Source organism: Micromonospora sp. KC721 (assembly GCF_004348355.1).
Classification (GTDB): Bacteria; Actinomycetota; Actinomycetes; order Mycobacteriales; family Micromonosporaceae; genus Micromonospora.
In genome coordinates this window covers 1-16,676 of sequence record NZ_SMJY01000134.1, presented here as the reverse complement: position 1 = coordinate 16,676, position 16,676 = coordinate 1, and the positions used below count along the sequence as shown (strand labels likewise).

General features: G+C 71.1%; 22 protein-coding genes and 1 pseudogene. 14 read left to right on the top strand and 9 right to left on the bottom strand.

The features are described 5' to 3' along the window. On the top strand, positions 1-205 hold a 205-nt coding region (gene ccsA, locus E1182_RS21100; protein ID WP_165942675.1), incomplete at its 5' end, for a cytochrome c biogenesis protein CcsA. A gap of 9 nt (positions 206-214) precedes the next feature. On the opposite strand, the gene E1182_RS21095 is transcribed toward ccsA, so the two are convergent. Beyond that, positions 215-511 (bottom strand): MarR family winged helix-turn-helix transcriptional regulator, encoded by a 297-nt coding sequence (locus E1182_RS21095; protein WP_132268018.1) that lies wholly within the window; start codon positions 509-511, stop codon positions 215-217. On the opposite strand from E1182_RS21095, the gene E1182_RS32365 reads away from it, so the two are divergent. After that, on the top strand, positions 461-625 hold the full coding sequence (locus tag E1182_RS32365) for a hypothetical protein (RefSeq protein ID WP_243706338.1): 165 nt from the start codon (positions 461-463) through the stop codon (positions 623-625). The two genes, E1182_RS21095 and E1182_RS32365, sit on opposite strands and share 51 nt — an antisense overlap. A gap of 18 nt (positions 626-643) precedes the next feature. On the opposite strand, the gene E1182_RS21085 is transcribed toward E1182_RS32365, so the two are convergent. Beyond that, positions 644-1,459: an alpha/beta fold hydrolase gene (locus E1182_RS21085; RefSeq protein ID WP_132268016.1), complete on the bottom strand. Its 816-nt coding sequence runs from the start codon at positions 1,457-1,459 to the stop codon at positions 644-646. Positions 1,460-1,620: 161 nt separating this feature from the next. On the opposite strand from E1182_RS21085, the gene E1182_RS21080 reads away from it, so the two are divergent. Then, complete coding sequence (locus E1182_RS21080; protein WP_132268013.1) at positions 1,621-3,081, top strand: menaquinone biosynthesis decarboxylase; 1,461 nt, start codon at positions 1,621-1,623, stop codon at positions 3,079-3,081. Beyond that, a complete protein-coding gene (gene mqnP / locus E1182_RS21075; RefSeq protein ID WP_207921466.1) occupies positions 3,081-3,983 on the top strand; it encodes a menaquinone biosynthesis prenyltransferase MqnP in 903 nt (300 codons plus the stop codon). The genes E1182_RS21080 and mqnP overlap by 1 nt, the downstream gene beginning before the upstream one ends. A 34-nt stretch (positions 3,984-4,017) precedes the next feature. On the opposite strand, the gene E1182_RS21070 is transcribed toward mqnP, so the two are convergent. Next, complete coding sequence (locus E1182_RS21070; protein WP_132268010.1) at positions 4,018-4,977, bottom strand: terpene synthase; 960 nt, start codon at positions 4,975-4,977, stop codon at positions 4,018-4,020. Positions 4,978-5,120: 143 nt separating this feature from the next. Between E1182_RS21070 and E1182_RS21065 the strand changes: the two genes are divergently transcribed. After that, complete coding sequence (locus E1182_RS21065) at positions 5,121-5,750, top strand: UbiX family flavin prenyltransferase (RefSeq protein ID WP_132268008.1); 630 nt, start codon at positions 5,121-5,123, stop codon at positions 5,748-5,750. An 80-nt stretch (positions 5,751-5,830) separates the two neighbouring features. On the opposite strand, the gene E1182_RS21060 is transcribed toward E1182_RS21065, so the two are convergent. Further along, complete coding sequence (locus tag E1182_RS21060) at positions 5,831-6,097, bottom strand: BldC family transcriptional regulator (RefSeq protein WP_132268006.1); 267 nt, start codon at positions 6,095-6,097, stop codon at positions 5,831-5,833. Positions 6,098-6,365: 268 nt separating this feature from the next. Between E1182_RS21060 and E1182_RS21055 the strand changes: the two genes are divergently transcribed. Then, positions 6,366-6,824 carry an Lrp/AsnC family transcriptional regulator gene (locus E1182_RS21055; protein WP_132268004.1) on the top strand — a complete coding sequence of 153 codons (459 nt, stop codon included), beginning with the start codon at positions 6,366-6,368 and terminating at the stop codon, positions 6,822-6,824. 87 nt (positions 6,825-6,911) lie between these two features. Here E1182_RS21055 and E1182_RS21050 read toward each other — a convergent pair whose 3' ends face one another. Continuing rightward, positions 6,912-7,418: a hypothetical protein gene (locus tag E1182_RS21050; RefSeq protein ID WP_132268002.1), complete on the bottom strand. Its 507-nt coding sequence runs from the start codon at positions 7,416-7,418 to the stop codon at positions 6,912-6,914. Positions 7,419-7,479: 61 nt separating this feature from the next. Then, on the bottom strand, positions 7,480-8,625 hold the full coding sequence (locus E1182_RS21045) for an ABC transporter substrate-binding protein (RefSeq protein WP_132267999.1): 1,146 nt from the start codon (positions 8,623-8,625) through the stop codon (positions 7,480-7,482). Positions 8,626-8,793: 168 nt separating this feature from the next. Between E1182_RS21045 and E1182_RS21040 the strand changes: the two genes are divergently transcribed. The 8 genes from E1182_RS21040 to E1182_RS21010 all read left to right on the top strand — a co-directional run bounded on the left by E1182_RS21040 (position 8,794) and on the right by E1182_RS21010 (position 13,626). Continuing rightward, entirely contained in the window at positions 8,794-9,315 is a 522-nt protein-coding gene (locus E1182_RS21040) for a MarR family winged helix-turn-helix transcriptional regulator (protein WP_207921465.1), read from the top strand. A 19-nt stretch (positions 9,316-9,334) separates the two neighbouring features. Further along, complete coding sequence (locus tag E1182_RS32755) at positions 9,335-9,469, top strand: hypothetical protein (RefSeq protein WP_256370846.1); 135 nt, start codon at positions 9,335-9,337, stop codon at positions 9,467-9,469. Positions 9,470-9,611: 142 nt separating this feature from the next. Continuing rightward, complete coding sequence (locus E1182_RS31725; RefSeq protein ID WP_207921464.1) at positions 9,612-9,818, top strand: hypothetical protein; 207 nt, start codon at positions 9,612-9,614, stop codon at positions 9,816-9,818. A gap of 134 nt (positions 9,819-9,952) precedes the next feature. Next, positions 9,953-10,447, top strand: coding sequence for a MarR family winged helix-turn-helix transcriptional regulator (locus E1182_RS21030; protein ID WP_132267995.1), 495 nt, complete (start codon positions 9,953-9,955; stop codon positions 10,445-10,447). Between the two features lie 123 nt (positions 10,448-10,570). Continuing rightward, positions 10,571-11,197 (top strand): DsbA family protein, encoded by a 627-nt coding sequence (locus E1182_RS21025; RefSeq protein ID WP_132267992.1) that lies wholly within the window; start codon positions 10,571-10,573, stop codon positions 11,195-11,197. A gap of 31 nt (positions 11,198-11,228) precedes the next feature. After that, a complete protein-coding gene (locus E1182_RS21020) occupies positions 11,229-12,035 on the top strand; it encodes an MBL fold metallo-hydrolase (RefSeq protein ID WP_132267990.1) in 807 nt (268 codons plus the stop codon). Between the two features lie 3 nt (positions 12,036-12,038). Next, positions 12,039-12,449: a nuclear transport factor 2 family protein gene (locus E1182_RS21015; RefSeq protein ID WP_132267988.1), complete on the top strand. Its 411-nt coding sequence runs from the start codon at positions 12,039-12,041 to the stop codon at positions 12,447-12,449. Positions 12,450-12,534: 85 nt separating this feature from the next. Then, positions 12,535-13,626, top strand: a complete 1,092-nt coding sequence (locus E1182_RS21010; RefSeq protein ID WP_132267985.1) for a PLP-dependent cysteine synthase family protein — start codon at positions 12,535-12,537, stop codon at positions 13,624-13,626. A gap of 21 nt (positions 13,627-13,647) precedes the next feature. Here E1182_RS21010 and E1182_RS21005 read toward each other — a convergent pair whose 3' ends face one another. From E1182_RS21005 to E1182_RS32360, 3 genes and pseudogenes are all read right to left on the bottom strand, one after another. After that, a complete protein-coding gene (locus E1182_RS21005) occupies positions 13,648-14,268 on the bottom strand; it encodes a putative glycolipid-binding domain-containing protein (protein ID WP_132267983.1) in 621 nt (206 codons plus the stop codon). 96 nt (positions 14,269-14,364) lie between these two features. Next, entirely contained in the window at positions 14,365-16,047 is a 1,683-nt protein-coding gene (locus tag E1182_RS21000) for a DEAD/DEAH box helicase (RefSeq protein ID WP_371687585.1), read from the bottom strand. A 192-nt stretch (positions 16,048-16,239) separates the two neighbouring features. After that, positions 16,240-16,676: pseudogene (locus E1182_RS32360) on the bottom strand (hypothetical protein); the annotation flags it as partial.

The window sequence follows — 16,676 nt, the reverse complement described above, 5'->3', positions numbered from 1 at the left end:
GGCCTGGGGTTGGGACCCGAAGGAGACCTGGGCGTTCATCTCCTGGGTGGTGTACGCCGGCTACCTGCACGCCCGGGCGACCCCGAGCGTGAAGCGAAACGTGGCGACCTGGATCGCCGTGCTCGGCTTCCTGACCATGCTGATGAACCTGTTCGGGGTGAACTTCTTCTTCACCGGACTGCACTCGTACGCCGGGGTGGAGTGAACCGGCGATTCAGCCGCTGAACCAGCCCGGCACGTCCACGCGGAAGACGTTCGGCGGGGTGACCCGGCGCAGGTCGTCCTCCATCGCGGCGACCCGCTCCTCGCCGAGCGCCGCCGCCCAGCGTCCGCGCAGCACGTCGAACAGCACCGCTGAACGGCGCAGCCCGTCGACGCCCCGCTCGGTCATCCGGACCAGTTTGCGGCGGGCGTCGGCGGGGTCGTCGGCGCGTTCCAGGTAGCCGAGGGTGACCAGCCGGTGGACGGTCTTGCCGGCGGCCTGCTTGGAGACGCCGAGGCGCTGACCCAGCTCACTGGCGGTGGTGCCGTCGGGACGTACGCCATCTCCACCTTCGCCAACCGGCTCACCGGCGCTCCGCTCGACCCGCCCCTGGCCGCGTACGCCTGGGAGCCCGCCGGCTGACGGCCGCCGGTCGTCTGCTCAGCGCTCCGCGGCGACCCGGTCGAGCCACTCGCCCACCAGCGCGTCGAACAGAACGGGCTGCTCGATCTGAAGGTTGTGGCCGGCGACGTCGAGTACCGCGAACGTCGCTCGTGGGTAGTGCGGCAGCAGTGCGAACTGGTCGAGGTAGCCCGTCGCGTGGTCCTGCCGCCCGGTGAGGATCAGGGTCGGCCGGGCGAACGGCGCGCCGCCCTCCGGATTTTCGCTGAGCGCCCACCGCTGCCGGATGCGCGCCATCGCCACGGTGTCCGCGACATCCAGGCCGACCTGGATCTCGTCCCGGAACCGGCGCAACGTCTCCGGGGTCTGCACGACGGCGATGCTCGCGAACTCGGCGGCGGTCCGGGCGTCGGTCGAGGCGAGCAGGTCGGGGTCGGGGCGCAGCACCTGCCGCGGCGGCACGCTGCGCTCCGCGTGTTCCAGGGCCGTGCCGACGGGGCAGATGAGCGCCAGGCCGAGCACCTGGTCGGGACGGGACCGGGCGAGGGCACGGGCGAGGTAACCGCCGTAGGACTCACCGACGAGCAGGAACGGCACGCCGCCGAGGGTGTCGTCCACGAAGTCCTGTACGGCGTCGAGGACGTCGTCCGAGCCGGCGATCTCCGGTGGGGCCGCCGACGCGCCCATGCCGGGCAGATCCGGATAGAGACGCCGGTACCCGGGACGCCCGGCGAACACCGGTTCGAGGCAGCCGAGCATCAGCCGATGGTCGGGCGTCCAGCCGTGCAGCGCCAGCACCGGGGTGCCGGCACCCCGGTCGACAACGTTCAACGCTACGGACGTGCGGCGCGGCATCGTGACTCACCTTCACTCTCCTGTGACAGCCCCACGATGCTGCCCCCGGGCACCGACACGTTCGCCCCGCCCGGCGGCCGATGTGGTCGAACGCACATCGCCGGCGACATCACCCGACCCGGCCGGGGCGGTCGGGGTGCCGGTGCGGGAGACTTGCTGCCATGGCGGCTCGTGGCTTCCCGTACACCGATCTCAAGGACTTCCTCGCGGCGCTGGAGCGCGCGGGCGAGTTGCGGCGGGTGAGCGTCCCGGTCGACCCCACCCTGGAGATCAGCGAGGTGGTCACCCGGACCGTCCGGGCTGGCGGCCCGGCGCTGCTCTTCGAACGGCCGACCCGGGGCGAGATGCCGGTGGCGATCAACCTGTTCGGCACCGAGAAACGGATGGCGATGGCGCTCGGCGTCGAGTCGCTGGACGAGATCGGCGAGAGAATCGGCGCGCTGGTCAAGCCGGAGCTGCCGGTCGGCTGGTCCGGCATCCGCGAGGGCATCGGCAAGGTCATGCAGCTCAAGTCGGTGCCGCCCCGCAAGGTCAAGACCGCGCCCTGCCAGCAGGTCGTCTACTCCGGTGACGACGTCGACCTGAACCGGCTGCCCGGCCTGCAGGTCTGGCCCGGCGACGGTGGGATCTTCCACAACTACGGGTTGACCCACACCAAGCACCCGGAGACCGGCAAGCGCAACCTCGGGCTCTACCGCCTCCAGCAGCACAGCCGCAACACCCTCGGCATGCACTGGCAGATCCACAAGGACTCCACCGCGCACCACGCGGTCGCCGAGCGGCTCGGTCAGCGGCTCCCGGTCGCCATCGCGATCGGTTGCGACCCGGTCGTCTCGTACGCCGCCTCCGCCCCACTCCCCGGCGACATCGACGAATATCTGTTCGCCGGGTTCCTGCGCGGCGAGCGGGTCGAGATGGTCGACTGCCTGACGGTGCCGTTGCAGGTCCCGGCGCACGCCCAGGTCGTACTGGAGGGCTACCTCGAGCCCGGCGAGCGGCTGCCCGAGGGGCCGTTCGGTGACCACACCGGCTTCTACACCCCGGTCGAGCCGTTCCCCGTGCTGCACGTCGAGACCATGACCATGCAGCGCAACCCGGTCTACCACTCGATCGTCACCTCCAAGCCGCCACAGGAGGACCACGGCCTCGGCAAGGCCACCGAGCGGATCTTCCAGCCGCTGCTCAAGCTGCTGATCCCCGACATCGTCGACTACGACCTGCCGGCCGCCGGGGTCTTCCACAACTGCGCGATCGTCTCCATCCGCAAGCGTTACCCGAAGCACGCGCAGAAGGTCATGAACGCCATCTGGGGCGCGCACCTGATGTCGCTGACCAAACTGATCGTGGTGGTCGACGAGGACTGCGACGTGCACGACTACCACGAGGTCGCGTTCCGCGCCTTCGGCAACGTCGACTACGCCCGCGACCTGCTCCTCACCGAGGGCCCGGTGGACCACCTCGACCATTCGTCGTACCAGCAGTTCTGGGGCGGCAAGGCGGGCGTCGACGCCACCCGCAAGCTGCCCGAGGAGGGCTACACCCGGGGTTGGCCGGAGGAGATGAGCATGTCGCCGGAGGTCGTCTCCCTGGTCGACAAGCGCTGGAAGGAGTACGGGCTCTGATGACGGCTGTGCTGGAGCGGCCCGGTCGCGTCACGTCCTTCCTCAAGCTCGTCGCCATCGAGCACTCGGTCTTCGCGCTGCCGTTCGCGTACCTGTCCGCGCTGACCGCGATGCAGGTCCACGGCGGGCGGGTGCGCTGGGCCGACCTGCTGCTGATCACCGTGGCGATGGTCGGCGCGCGGACGTTCGCGATGGCCGCCAACCGGATCCTCGACCGCCGGATCGACGCGCGGAACCCGCGTACCGCCGGGCGGGAACTGGTCACCGGGGCGGTGAGCGTGCGGACGGCCTGGACCGGCGCGGCCGTCGCCCTGGTGGTGTTCCTCGCCGCCGCCGCCCTGCTCAACCCGCTCTGCCTCGCGTTGGCGCCGCTGGCCGTGGTGCCGCTGGTCGTCTACCCGTACGGCAAGCGGTTCACCAACTGGCCGCACGCCATCCTGGCGATCGCCCAGGCGGTCGGGCCGGTCGGCGCCTGGCTCGCGGTCACCGGCACCCTCGCCGGCTCCGGGCCGGCGTGGCTGCTCGGCGCGGCCGTCGGGCTGTGGATCGGCGGCTTCGACCTGATCTACGCCTGCCAGGACGCCGAGGTCGACCGGGAGATCGGCGTGCACAGCGTCCCCGCCCGGTACGGCAAGCGCTTCGCGCTGCACGCCTCGACCGTCGCGCACGTGGTGACCTTCGCGCTCTTCGTCTGGTTCGGGGTCCTCATCGGGTTCGGTTGGCTCTGGTGGATCGGGCTGGCGGCGACGGCCGTCGCCTTCGGCTACCAGCATCTGGTGGTCAGCCCGACCGACCTGAGCAAGGTCAACCGGGCCTTCTTCACCGCCAACGGCTTCGTCGGCATCGCCCTGTTCGTCTTCGCCCTGCTCGACCTGGTCGCCCGCCTCGGCCTGCGTCCCTGACCCCGGCCGCCCGGAGTCCTCCGGGCGGCCGGGGTCAGGCGGTCGGCACGTAGCGGGCGCTCTCCATCGTCCAGTCGACGGTGCCCCGGACGGCGTTCGCCACCCCGTCGAGGTGAGCGGCGACCGCCGGATCCCAGGTCGGACCGAACGACGGCACCGAGGCGCGCAGCGCGACGAAGCGGTCCAGCTCCGCCCGCCACCGCTGTGCCACCAACTCCACCGCTGTCTCCACCGGCACCCCGCGTTCGGCGGCCAGGGCCAGCACCAGGTTGTGCCCGCCCGAGGTGACCCGGTCCCGGTCCAGCGAGGCGATGTCGTTGTACCAGGAGATCAGATCGTTGCCGACCGTGCCGACGTGGCGCAGCAGCGGGTGGTGACAGACCGCGTCCGGCAGCGGGCGGCCGGTGGCGAACTCCACCAGCGGGTACGACACGTACGCCGCGGAGGTGGCCCGGCGCAGCTGGACGTACTCGGCCACCGAGGGCAGCCGGCCCGACTCAATGCTCACCGCCTCCCGCCACGTGCCCTCCAGATGGTGGGCGACCGCGTCGGTGAACCGGTTCCGCCAGCCGGCCGGCATCCGGTGGCGGGCCGGTCGCCACGCCACGACCAGCAGCCGGCGCAGTGGTCCACCGAAACCCGGGTGCCGCCGCCGTGGCCCGTCCCGCAGCAGGGCCGTCGCCCCGTCGCGCAGCGCCGCGACCCGCTCCGGGGGTAACCTGTCCGGCCCGTCGCAGGCGTCGTCGACCAGGAAGAACCAGGTGAAGATCAGAGCCAGGGTACGCAGGTCCGGTTCGGTGGCGTCCGGGTAGAGGCGGCCCGCGTACTGGGCGAACAGGGCCGGGCCCAGCCGTTGCCGGCCTACCGCGTCCAGCGGCAGCCCCAGCCGGGGCAATCGATCCAGCAGCCACTCCTGCACCGGCCCCGCGTACGGGGAGAGCCGGGGTGGAATCGGGCACCCGGACCGAAGCGACCTGAGAACCTCACCGATCATGCCCGATCCCTCCGTGGGCGTGGATCGCCGACGGCAGCATGTCAGTTACGGACCGATCCCGCCGCCCGGCCCGGACAACGGGGACGAACCGCCCAGCGGGGGTCGGCGAACGGTGCTCAGCGACGACCAGGCAGGCTGGGTGAATGCGCGAACCATGGGTGGTCGGGGTTTCCGGCGCGTCCGGCACCCCGTACGCGGCGGCCGTCGTCAACGGGCTGCTCGACGCGGGTGAGCCGGTGGATCTGATCGTCTCCCGGGCCGCCCGGCTGACCGTGCTCGACGAGACGGGGCGGCCGTTCCGCGACGGGCACTGGAGTGCGGACCTCGCCGCCTGGCTGGGCCGGGACCTCACCGGCGCGGCCGTGCGGCACTGGCCGGCCGGCGATCTCGCCGCCGGCCCGAGCAGCGGCTCCTACCGGGTACGCGGGATGGTGGTGGTGCCGGCGAGCACGGCGGCCTGCGCGGGCATCGCCATCGGGCTCTCCAAGGACCTGTTGCAGCGGGCCGCCGAGGTCAACCTCAAGGAGCGGCGGCCGGTGGTCCTGGTGCCCCGGGAGACCCCGGTCACCCGCAGCCACCTGGAGCATCTGATCGCGCTGCACGACGCCGGCGCGGTGGTCCTGCCGGCCAGCCCCGGTTTCTACGGCTCGGGGGCCGCGGCCACCGCCCAGCAGTTGGTCGACTTCGTGGCCGGCAAGGTGCTGGACGCGCTCGGGGTGCCGCACACCCTCTTCCGGCGCTGGTCCGGCCGGCTCAACGCGGACCGGTCCTGACCGCCTCCCGGCGTACACTGGACCGCTGCAACGGATGCGGACCGGACCCTCGGGCCGGCCCGCGTATCCGTGTCGCGCCGTCAGTACATCCCGGCGTTGGCCGGTCCCGGCCCAGTCGAGGCGGTGGGCCCCATGTTGCGTGGTTTGCCCATCTCCTCCGCCTCGTCCAACATGCCCTCCCCTTCCAGCAGGGCTCGCACCTCGGATTCCCGAAACCGGCGATGCCCGCCTGGAGTCCGGATGCTGCCTATCCGGCCGGCCGCCGCCCAACGCGTCACAGTCTTCGGGTCAACCCGAAACAGCGCGGCGACCTCACCCGGTGTCAGCAGGCGATCTCCAGTGTCCACAGCCCCCTCCTCGCGTCGACGAAGCCCCCGGCTGAACACACTGCCCCCGGCCGGTGCGAGCCCAGAGCCGTCATGAGGGACGTATGGCAATTACAGCACCAGCGACCTGGCCTGTCCGCCAAACGCGAAAAACGCACTGAGTGGGAAGTTAGTAAATGATACCGGCACGTCGCCGTCCTGACCGGAGGTCCGGGGAGTGTGACGGCCCGTCATTTCCCACCGAGTCCGGCCGTCGGCCGTTCCACCCGGGCGGCTAGGGTCACACTCCGTGGATGCCATCGACCGGAGCCTCGTCGAGCTGCTGCGCGGCAACGCCCGCCTGTCGTACGCCGAACTCGCCCGTCAGGTGGGCCTCTCGGCCCCGGCCGTGCACGAGCGGGTCGGCAAGCTCGAATCCGGCGGGGTCATCCGCGCGTACCGGGCCGAGATCGAACCGCAGTCGATCGGGCTGGGGGTGACGGCGTTGATCGGCATCGTCGAGGACTCCACCGCCGACACCGACGACGTGCTCGAGGCGTTCCGGCAGATGCCCGAGATCGAGTCCTGCTACTTCATGGCCGGCGTCGAGTCGTTCCTGCTCAAGGCCCGGGTCGGCACCATCGCCGAGCTGGAGCAGTTGATCGTACGCCTCAACCGCACCCCGGGCGTCGCCTCCACCCGTACCGGCATCGCGCTGTCGACGAAGTGGGAGAACCGCCCCCAGCCCCTCGATCCCCCCACCGCGTGACAGTCAGGAACATCAGGTCTACTCCGTGTTCCCCCTTCCGGGTCGGTCGGTCCAGTGACCGCCGTGAGGGCAACGAGCCCGCGCAGCTCAGAGCTTGATGTGGAAGGTGACCTTTGCCTGCTCGACGGTCTCCTGGACGACCCGTACCTGGCCACGTGCGTCCTGGTACCTGCCAGTGCCGCCGGTGATCGCGAACTGCTCGTCGAAGATCGGGCGGGTGGCGGAGAGCGTTGCCGTGCCCGCGGTGGTGATCTTTCCGTCGGGCAGCTCGTAGACGAAGGTCAACATCTCCGACGTGCGCGGCTTGGCGTTGGTGGAGATGCCCTGGAAGCTACTCGTCCCGATCTTACGGCCATCGGCACCCACGAGATCACCGGTCCCGATCAGATGATCACCGAGGGCCGAGTCACTGGGGGCGACGTCCACGAAGTTGACGGAGGTCCCCTTCTCCACCGCGGTGATGGTGACCGTACGGGAATGCCGGGAGGCCGCCGAGTTCGTGGCACCCCCCGCTGGTGCGGAGCTGACGGCGAGGGCGGTTCCGGTCGCGCCGGCCACGATGGCGGCGAGGGCGGGCGTGTAGCGGACGCGCATGTGATGCCTCCTGTGACGGTTCGGTGGACGGACGTGTCGATGGACGATGACGTGGCCGGACTCAACGTTCGGGGTGCAGGCCCGGCCAGCCGGGGGACGGGTCACCATGGACCTCGCCGACGTAGAGCGTCAGCTGCTGGCGGAACCGCTCGACCATGCCGCGGTCCCTCATGAAGCGGTCGAAGCCGTCGAGGTTGGCGTTGGGATAGTCCCAGATGGGCCGGTAGCCCTGGTGCGGTGCGACATCGGTGCGGACGGACCACATGTAGAAGTCGGACTGGGTCTGCTTCGACAGCCACCAGTTCAGGTACAGCTTGGCCGTAGCGGGGTGCCGAGCCCCGGCGAGAATGGCCGCGCGCTGGGCCCAGGCCATGAACGGGTCGTGCGTTGGGACGAGGAAACGGGTCTTCACCTCGGCGCCAGGGGTGAGTGCGCCGTCGGTGCCCAGCGCGACAGCGGCACTGCCCGCCTCTACCCGGTCGGCGGGTTCCTGGGTGCCCCGCACCCAGGCCACCTCCTGGGTGGTGAACCTCTTCAGCCAATCCCAGCCGTACTTGTCCACGATGAGCTTGTACAGGTACAGGACCGCGTCGTCGTCGTTCGGGTAGGTCGAGACGATGCGACCCTTCCAGCGCGGATCGAGCAGGTCCATGGCGGTCGCAGGCGCCGTCGCCCCGACCTGGTCGATGTTGTAAACCGTGGAGAACGCGTCGACGAAGATGCCGGTCCAGGCGCCGTCGCGGTCCTTGAAGGCGGGGTGGACGCGGGAGAACCCGGCCGGCTTGTAGGGCAGCAGCACCCCTTGGGCCTTCCACCGGGCGAAGTCCTGGAGGGTCTGCAGTTGGACCACGTCGGCGACGAGTGTGCCCGTAGCGAGCTGGTTGTCGATCCGGGCGTCGTGGAACTTGCTGTAGTCCACGACCATGTTCACGGTGACTCCGGGGAACGCCTCCTCGAAGGCAGCCTTGTTGCCGTCCTGCTGGGTGGCGGTGTCCCCACCGGCGTAGACCGTCAGGGTGCCGCCCTCGGCCTCCGCCTCCCGGTGAAGCTGCCGCAGGGTCTTGGTCTCCTCGTACACCGCCGGGCCGGGACGTACGCCCGAGCGGGCTCGACTGGCTGCGGCGCCCTCCTCCCGGGCGGTGCCCACAACGGTCGCCGCGACCGCGAGTGAGCTGCCCACCAGAACCTGACGTCGCCCGATCGCCATGGTGACTCCCTTCCAAGGGTCTCATGTCCAGGCCGACACTAGCTGCCTCTGCAGCTAATTAACATGCTGCGACGTCCAGTGTGATGTCCATATCACGCAGGTTTGCTGGGCCTATGTCTGGTTATCCGCGCCATGCGGCGGCCACCAGATTGCTGTACTGTCAGGTTTGTGAGCGACGGCGGTGCGGCATCCGAAGACCTCGTCAACGACGAGGCGGTGGCGCTCTACGGCGACATCCTGCGCCTCACCGACAGCATCGGCGGGCGATCCGAGCGGATCATCCGTGAAGCCTCAGGGCTCGGCGGTTCCGAGTTCGAGGTGCTGCTGCGGCTGGTACGGCACCCTGAGGGTCGGAGCACCAGTGCCCGTCTGGCCGAGGACCTCTCCTTCACCTCGGGTGGCCTGACCCGCCTGATCGCCCGCATGGAGCAGGCGGGGCTGCTGATCCGTCACCCCCACCCCGACGACCGCCGCGCGGCGCTGCTGGAGCCGACCAGCCAGGGTCGGCAGCGGCTGCAACAGGCGCTGCGGGCGCACGTGCCGCAGATCAACCAGGACCTGCTGGGCCCGCTGACCCCGGTCGAACGACTCATCCTGCGGGAACTGGTGACGAAGGTCCTGCTGAACTCCGCGCGTGGACCGGTGGCGGGACGCGGCACCGCCTCGTCCGCCGCTCCCGAACCTCCCTGACCGACGAACGGAGACACCCGTGAAGATCCACATCACCGGCGCCACCGGTATGATCGGCTCTTGCGTGACCGCCGAGGCACTCGACCGCGGCCACCAGTCACCGCCGCATCCCGTTCCGGCCGCTCAGCCGACCTGCCCGCTCACCCCGGCCTGACCGCCGTGGCCCTGGACGCCACCGCGTCGTCCCTGGTAACCGAAGAGGCCGCCGGTCACGACGTGGTCATCTCCGCCATCTCCCCACCGCGCGACGGCAGGCGCTCGCCCAGGGCGAACTGCTCAGTCTCCTGCGGACCGAGGTGACCGACCTCGACTGGACCTACGTCTCGCCCGCCGATCACATCGCCCCCGGCGAGCGGGCCGGCACCTTCCGGGTCGGCGGTGACCAGTTGCTCACCGCGGCCGACGGCACCAGCTTCATCAGCGCCGAGGACTACGCCGTCGCCCTGCTGGAGGAAGCCGAGAAGAGCAACGCCGTCGGCCGCCGCATCACCGTCGCCTACTGACACCACCACCGCCCCGTATCCGGCGAGACGGCGGGCGGCTCGCCGGATACGGGCTGCGACACCTGTCTCGGCATGACGACCGAGTTTCTCGCGGTCATGATCTAGGGTTGGGTGTCGAGAGGAGTATCGGCGCAGTGGCTGAGCGAGTAGAGATCTCAACGGCGAAGGAAGCCGCGGACCACGAGCTGATACTGGCCTTTGGTCGGTTGCAGGGGGCGGCCAATCGGCTGGAGTACATCCTGGGTCGGGCGATCGAACACGAGTGCGGGATCAGCCATCTGATGTTCGAGGTCCTCCTGATTTTGGGTAGGGCCGGCGGTCGCGGGTTGTCGATGGGGGCGATCAGCCGGGAGCAGGTGCTCACCACGGGTGGCGTGACCCGGCTCGTGGACCGGCTGGAGGTGGCCGGGTTGGTGGAGCGTGTCGCGGATCCCGGCGACCGACGGGGCCGGCTGGTGCGGTTGACCCCGCTGGGTGAAGAGACGGTGGTCCGCGCCTCCCGGGTGCACGTGGAGAACATCAAGCGCTACTTCCTGCAACCGCTGCCCGCCTCCCACAGTGAACGCTTCATGGAGGATCTGCGGATCCTCAGCCACTCGGCGCGGGACGTGCTGCCGCGCCTGCGCTGACCATGCTGTGACCCACATCACGGTTCGAGCCCCCCCGCTGGATGGAAATACCTGACGCGTCAGATTCTGTTGCATCAGGTATTCCGCTCGCGCCGGGCGAGCGCCGCACAAGTTGGGACAGCCATGAAGCTCATCTACGTTTTCGACGCGTACTGCGGCTGGTCACACGGGTTCTCCCGGACCATGTCCGAGGTCGCGGCCAGGCACCCGGAACTGCCCATCGAGGTGGTGTCCGGCGGCCTGTTCATCGGGGAACGCCGGCAGCCCATCGGAAACTTCGGGTACGTACCGGCCGCGAACGCCAAGATCAGCGACCTGACCGGAGCCGAATTCGGGGACGGCTACCAACGACTGATCAGCGACGGTTCCTTCGTGATGGACTCCGAAGCCGCCGCCCGCGGCGTGGCCGCCCTGCGCAACGCCGCCCCCGACCGAGCGGTCGAGCTGGCCGGGGCGCTCCAGCGCGCCTTCTACATCGACGGGCACAGCCTCTCGGCACCGGAGACCTACCGCACCATCGCCGGAGCGGCCGGGCTGGACGCCGATGCAGTCGCCGCCGCCTTCCAAGGGCCCGCCGCGCAAGCCGCCGCCGAGGCCGACTTCCACCGCGCCGCCGAACTGGGCGTCGACGCGTACCCGACCCTGCTGGCCACCGAGGGTCAACGCGTCATCCCGCTCGCCGTCGGACACGCCACCGCCGACCAGATCGACCAGCGCCTGGCCACCGTCACGGCAACCACCACGTCCTGACCACAGACCCCCACCTTCCGAGGAGCACCCAATGCCCACGCTCGACTTCACCATCCTCGACCTGGACTTCCCCGCCGGCAGCAAGAACAAGACCGCCACCCTCGTCACCGGCGACAACGACGCGCTGCTGGTCGACGCCGGGTTCACCCGCGCCGACGGCCACCGGCTGGTCGCCCACATCCTGGATTCCGGCAAGCGGCTCACCACGGTGTTCATCAGCCATGGCGACCCGGACTTCTACTTCGGCGCCGAGGCCGTCGCCGACGCCTTCCCCGACGCGGCCTTCGTCGCCACCCCGCAGACCATCGCGCACATCCACCACTCGTACGAGAGCAAGCTCAAGGCCTGGGCCGCGCTCGGCGCGAACCTTCCCACCCGGCTGGTCGACCTCGCTCCGCTCACCGGCCACCTGACCCTGGAAGACCACCTGTTCCAACTGCGCGGCGGACCGGCCGTACTGCCCGACCGGCACTACCTGTGGCAGCATGAGCATCGCGCCGTCCTCGGCGGCGTCCTGCTCTTCCAGCGCGAGCACGTGTGGGTCGCCGACACCCCCAATCCGGAGCAGCGGGCAGCCTGGATCGCCCTGCTGGACGAGATGGCCGCCCTCGAACCGCAGCTGGTCGTGCCCGGCCACCGGCTACCCGACACGCCCGCCGACGCCAGCGCCATCACCGGCACCCGCGACTACCTGAACGCCTTCGAGGAAGAGCTGGGCAAGGCCGCCGACGGCGCCGCGCTCACCCACGCCCTCACCACCCGGTACCCCGACCACGGCATGCTGATCGCCGCCCAGCTCGGTGCCAAGGTCGCCACGGGCGAGATGAGCTGGGGCTGAGCGATGACCGACTTCGCCACCTCCGCCGCGCCCGCCGACGTGGTACGCCGGCAGTACCTCGCCTCCGCCACCGGTGACCTGGAAGCCCTACGCGCTACCCTCGCCCCCGACGTGGAGTGGACCGAGATGGCCGGCTTCCCTCTCGCCGGCACCTACCGCACCCCCGAAGGGGTCACATCCAACGTGATGGAGCGGCTCGCCGCCGACTGGGACGACTGGACCGCCCACGACGACACCTACATCGTCCACGGAGAAAACGTCGTCGTCCTCGCTCGGTACACCGCCACCAACAAGGCCACCGGCAGACCCATCCACGTCCGCGTCGCCCACCACTTCGTCGTACGCGGCGGGCTCATCGTCCGCTTCGAACAATTCGTCGACACCGCACAAGTACGCGCGGCCATGGCACCGTGAGCCGCCATGACGTTTCCAGGCAGGTTGACTGAGTAGATTCGACTAATCCGGCCCACCCCGTGACCTCGCTTGTACCGTTGCCGGCGTGACTCATCTCGACCGGTGCGACGAGGCCAGCCGGACGTGGGTGACCGAGGCGATCGCCGCGGTCGAGGCGGACGCCAACCGCTCCGCCGACACCCACCTGCTGCCCTTCCCGCTGCCCAGGAAATGGGGGATCGACCTCTACCTCAAGGACGAGTCGGTGCACCCGACCGGCTCCCTCAAGCACCGGCTGGCCCGCTCGCTCTTCCTCTACGGGCTCTGCAACGGTTGGATCGGCCCGGAGACGACGATCATCGAGGCGTCCTCCGGCTCGACGGCGGTCTCCGAGGCGTACTTCGCCCGGATGCTCGGCCTGCCGTTCGTCGCGGTGATGCCGGCCTCCACCTCGCCGGAGAAGATCGCCCAGATCGAGTTCCAGGGCGGGCGCTGCCATCTCGTGACCGACCCGGCGAAGGTGGTCGTCGAGGCCCGCTGGCTGGCCGAGGACAGCGGCGGGCACTTCATGGACCAGTTCACCTACGCCGAACGGGCCACCGACTGGCGGGGCAACAACAACATCGCCGAGTCGATCTACGCGCAGCTCGCCCTGGAACGGCACCCGATCCCGGCGTGGATCGTGGTGGGCGCCGGTACCGGGGGCACCAGCGCCACCATCGGCCGGTACACCCGCTACCGGCGGCTGCCCACCAAGCTCTGCGTGGTCGACCCGGAGAACTCGGCGTTCTACCCGGCCTGGCAGGCCGCCGACTGGTCGGTGCGTACCGGCCGGGGTTCCCGAATCGAGGGGATCGGCCGGCCCACCGTGGAACCGTCCTTCCTGCCCTCGGTGGTGGACCGGATGACCGCCGTGCCCGACGCCGCCTCCCTGGCCGCCATGCGGGCTGGCTCGGCCGTCCTCGGCCGCCGCGTCGGTGGCTCCACCGGCACCAACCTGTGGGGCGCGTTCGGCCTGATCGCCGAGATGCTGGCCGCCGGGCGGACCGGTTCGGTGGTCACCCTGATCTGCGACGACGGCGACCGCTACGCCGACACCTACTATGACGACGGATGGGTGGCCGGGCAGGGGCTGGATCTCGCCCCGCACCTGGCCACCGCAGAGCGCTTCCTCGCCAGGGGCACCTGGCCGGTCTGACGGTCCGTCCGGCCGTGGGGTTCAGTTGCCGTCGGCGCGGGCGGCCACGCCCGGGTAGTGCGTGACGAAACCGTGGTCGTCCAGTGTCAGTTGGGCCTGGAAGGTGTCGCTGGCGAAGCTCACCCGATCCGGCGCGAGCGCGGTGTAGACCTGCTCGGCGGCGACCACCGCCAGGCTCGGCACCAGCACCCAGGCCACGGTGATCCGGTGGGCGGTGCTGGACGCCGCCCCGACCAGCCCGAGCCGGCGGATCGGGAGCGTGTTGAACAGCGGCGAACGGCTCAGGTCGACGTCGAGTGCGTCGTCCAGCCGGCCGGGGTCGTCCGTGCCGGGCAGACCGGCCGGCGGGTGTCCGGCGGCCCGCAGTGCCGCGTCCAGGTCGCCTTCCTCGCCGGTGGTCACCCGCCACCCGCCCGCGCCACGGTCCAGGCGGACCCGTCGCTGCCAACCCGCTCCCTCGGCCTCCACCTCCAGGGAGGTGGTGCCGCCGTCCGCGCCGGCGGTCAGCCGGTAGCGGCAGGTGTAGCCGGCCGGATCGACGGCGAGCTGTGTCCCGTGGGCGGTGAACCCGGGGCCGTCGGCGACGATGGCGTGCTCGGCGCCGCCGCTCCCGGTCAGGCTCCAGAAGAGTGACCTCGGCATGCTCCGGACGTTACGCCAACCGGCCGTCACCGGCAGGGCATGCGGCAACGCCGCCGCGGGGATGCTCCGCGACGGCGTGCCGGGTCTCCGGTGGGATCAGTGGGTACGCGCCGGCGGCCGGCCGCCGAAGCCACGCCGGTCGTCGCGCGGCCGGTCGTCGCGGCTGCGCCCCTCGGGACGGAACCCGCCCCGGCGCTCGCCGTGCGGCCGGTCGCCGAAGCGCTGTTCGCCGCCGAAGCGGCGCTCGCCTTGCGGCCGGTCGCCGAAGCCCTGTTCGCCGCCGAAGCGGCGCTCGCCCTGCGGCCGGTCGCCGAAGCCCTGTTCGCCGCCGAAGCGGCGCTCGCCCTGCGGCCGGTCGCCGAAGCGCCGTTCCCCGGTGGGGCGGTCGAAGCCACGCTGGCCCCGATCGCCGAGGGAGCGGTCGCCGTAACGGCGTTCGCCCCGGCCGTCGCGGTCGCCCTGGCGCCGGTCACTCGTGGGGCGGTCGCCGTAGCGGCGGCCGGCGGCGCGGCGCGGCTCCGGTTCGTCGCGGACCGGGACGCCGCTGGGCTCCTGCGCACCGGTCAGCTCTGCCAGCACCGGGTCGCCGGCACGGACCCGGGCCTGCGCGGGTTCGACGCCCGCCTTCTCCATCATCGCCAGCGTGGTGCGGCGCTGCTTCGGCAGGACCAGGGTTGCCACCGCCCCCGACTCGCCCGCGCGGGCGGTGCGGCCGGCGCGGTGCAGGTAGTCCTTCGGGTCCTTCGGCGGGTCCACGTGCAGCACCAGGGACACTCCGTCGACGTGGATACCGCGGGCGGCCACGTCGGTGGCGACCAGGACGTTCATCCGGCCCTCACGGAACTCGGCGAGGGTCTTGGTGCGCATCCGCTGGGTCTTGCCGCCGTGTAGCCCGCCGGCCCGTACGCCCACTGCGGCGAGCTGCTCGACCAGCCGGTCGACGCCGAGCTGGGTACGCGCGAAGAGCATCGTCCGGCCGGCACGGGCCGCGATCGAGGCCGCCACGGCGAACTTTTCGTGCGGCGGGATCAGCAGCAGGTGGTGGTCCATGGTGGACACAGACGCGGTCGACGGGGCGGTGGAGTGGGTCACCGGGTCGGTCATGAACCGCTTGACCAGCGAGTCGACGTCACCGTCCAGGGTGGCCGAGAAGAGCAGCCGCTGGGCGTCCGCCGGAGTCTTCGCCAGCAGTTCGGTGACCTCGGGAAGGAAGCCCATGTCGGCCATCTGGTCGGCCTCGTCGAGCACGGTCACCTCGACGTCGTCGAGGACGCAGACCCCCCGCGCGATGAGATCACCGAGCCGGCCCGGCGTGGCCACCACGATCTCCACGCCCCGGCGCAGCGCGTCGATCTGCCGGTCGTACGGGACGCCGCCCACAGCGGTCTTGACGAAGATCCCGACAGCCTTGCCGAGCGGCATCAGGGCGTCGTTGACCTGCATGGCCAGTTCCCGGGTGGGAACCAGCACCAGGGCCCGCGGGTGCAGGGACCGGGCCCGGTTGCGGTTGGCGAGCCGGGCGATGATCGGCAGGCCGAAGGCGAGGGTCTTGCCGGAGCCGGTCTGCCCCCGACCGAGTACGTCCCGGCCGGCCAGCGCGTCGGGCAGGGTCGCCCGCTGGATTTCGAACGGGGTGGTGATGCCCTGCCGGGCCAGCGCGTCGACCAGCCGGCGGGGCAGGCCCAGGGCGGCGAAGTCGACGGCCGGGACGGCCTGGTCGACAGTCGTCGGCAGGTCAGGGGTGGACGGAGTGGTGCCGAGGTCAGTGGAGGTGGTCAAGTAAAACCTTTCGAGCGGGGCGCATCTTCGCGATGGCCCGCCGCAGCTCCACGCCGCCGAATCGCCCGCAAGATCGCCCATGGGCGTGCGCACGCACGCCAGGTCAGTGATCCCCACCAGTGTACGGCGGCCCGGGAACGTGGGCAGCCGGGCGCGGGTGGTAGTGGGCGGGCTCACCCACCCACCCCCCGATCACTTGTCGATCATGCCCTCGACGAACCCGCGGACGACGTCGCCGGCCAGCAGCACCACCAGCACACTCATCGCCACCAGCAGCGCGAGGGAGGTGGCCAGGACCACCACCACCCGGGTGGTCCGGGACCTCTCCGCCGCCGGGCTGTCCGCCCAGCCCTGGGCCAGGATGTGCCCGGTGAGCGAGCCGGAGTTCTCCATCGGGTTGCCGGCCGGGAAGGCGACCGTGGCGTGGCTCGGTCCACCGCCGTACGCGATGGTGGCCAGGTCCGGACCGCCGTGGTAGGGCGTACCGGGCTGGCCGGGACCGTCGCCGGCTGCGGCGCTGCGAGGGCCGCCGTATGTGCGGGGCGTCGCCGGGACGGCCGACGCCCCGGGTGCGGCCGGGGCCACCCCGCCGGAGCGGGCGGGTGGTGCCGAGACGGGCGGGGTCGCCC

Excerpts from the sequence above, each read along its gene's own strand:
- E1182_RS21085 (WP_132268016.1), bottom strand. The coding sequence starts at position 1,459 with ATGCCGCGCCGCACGTCCGTAGCGTTGAACGTTGTCGACCGGGGTGCC.
- E1182_RS21080 (WP_132268013.1), top strand. The coding sequence starts at position 1,621 with ATGGCGGCTCGTGGCTTCCCGTACACCGATCTCAAGGACTTCCTCGCG.
- mqnP (WP_207921466.1), top strand. The coding sequence starts at position 3,081 with ATGACGGCTGTGCTGGAGCGGCCCGGTCGCGTCACGTCCTTCCTCAAG.
- E1182_RS21070 (WP_132268010.1), bottom strand. The coding sequence starts at position 4,977 with ATGATCGGTGAGGTTCTCAGGTCGCTTCGGTCCGGGTGCCCGATTCCA.
- E1182_RS21065 (WP_132268008.1), top strand. The coding sequence starts at position 5,121 with ATGCGCGAACCATGGGTGGTCGGGGTTTCCGGCGCGTCCGGCACCCCG.
- E1182_RS21050 (WP_132268002.1), bottom strand. The coding sequence starts at position 7,418 with ATGCGCGTCCGCTACACGCCCGCCCTCGCCGCCATCGTGGCCGGCGCG.
- E1182_RS21045 (WP_132267999.1), bottom strand. The coding sequence starts at position 8,625 with ATGGCGATCGGGCGACGTCAGGTTCTGGTGGGCAGCTCACTCGCGGTC.
- E1182_RS21025 (WP_132267992.1), top strand. The coding sequence starts at position 10,571 with ATGAAGCTCATCTACGTTTTCGACGCGTACTGCGGCTGGTCACACGGG.
- E1182_RS21020 (WP_132267990.1), top strand. The coding sequence starts at position 11,229 with ATGCCCACGCTCGACTTCACCATCCTCGACCTGGACTTCCCCGCCGGC.
- E1182_RS21015 (WP_132267988.1), top strand. The coding sequence starts at position 12,039 with ATGACCGACTTCGCCACCTCCGCCGCGCCCGCCGACGTGGTACGCCGG.
- E1182_RS21005 (WP_132267983.1), bottom strand. The coding sequence starts at position 14,268 with ATGCCGAGGTCACTCTTCTGGAGCCTGACCGGGAGCGGCGGCGCCGAG.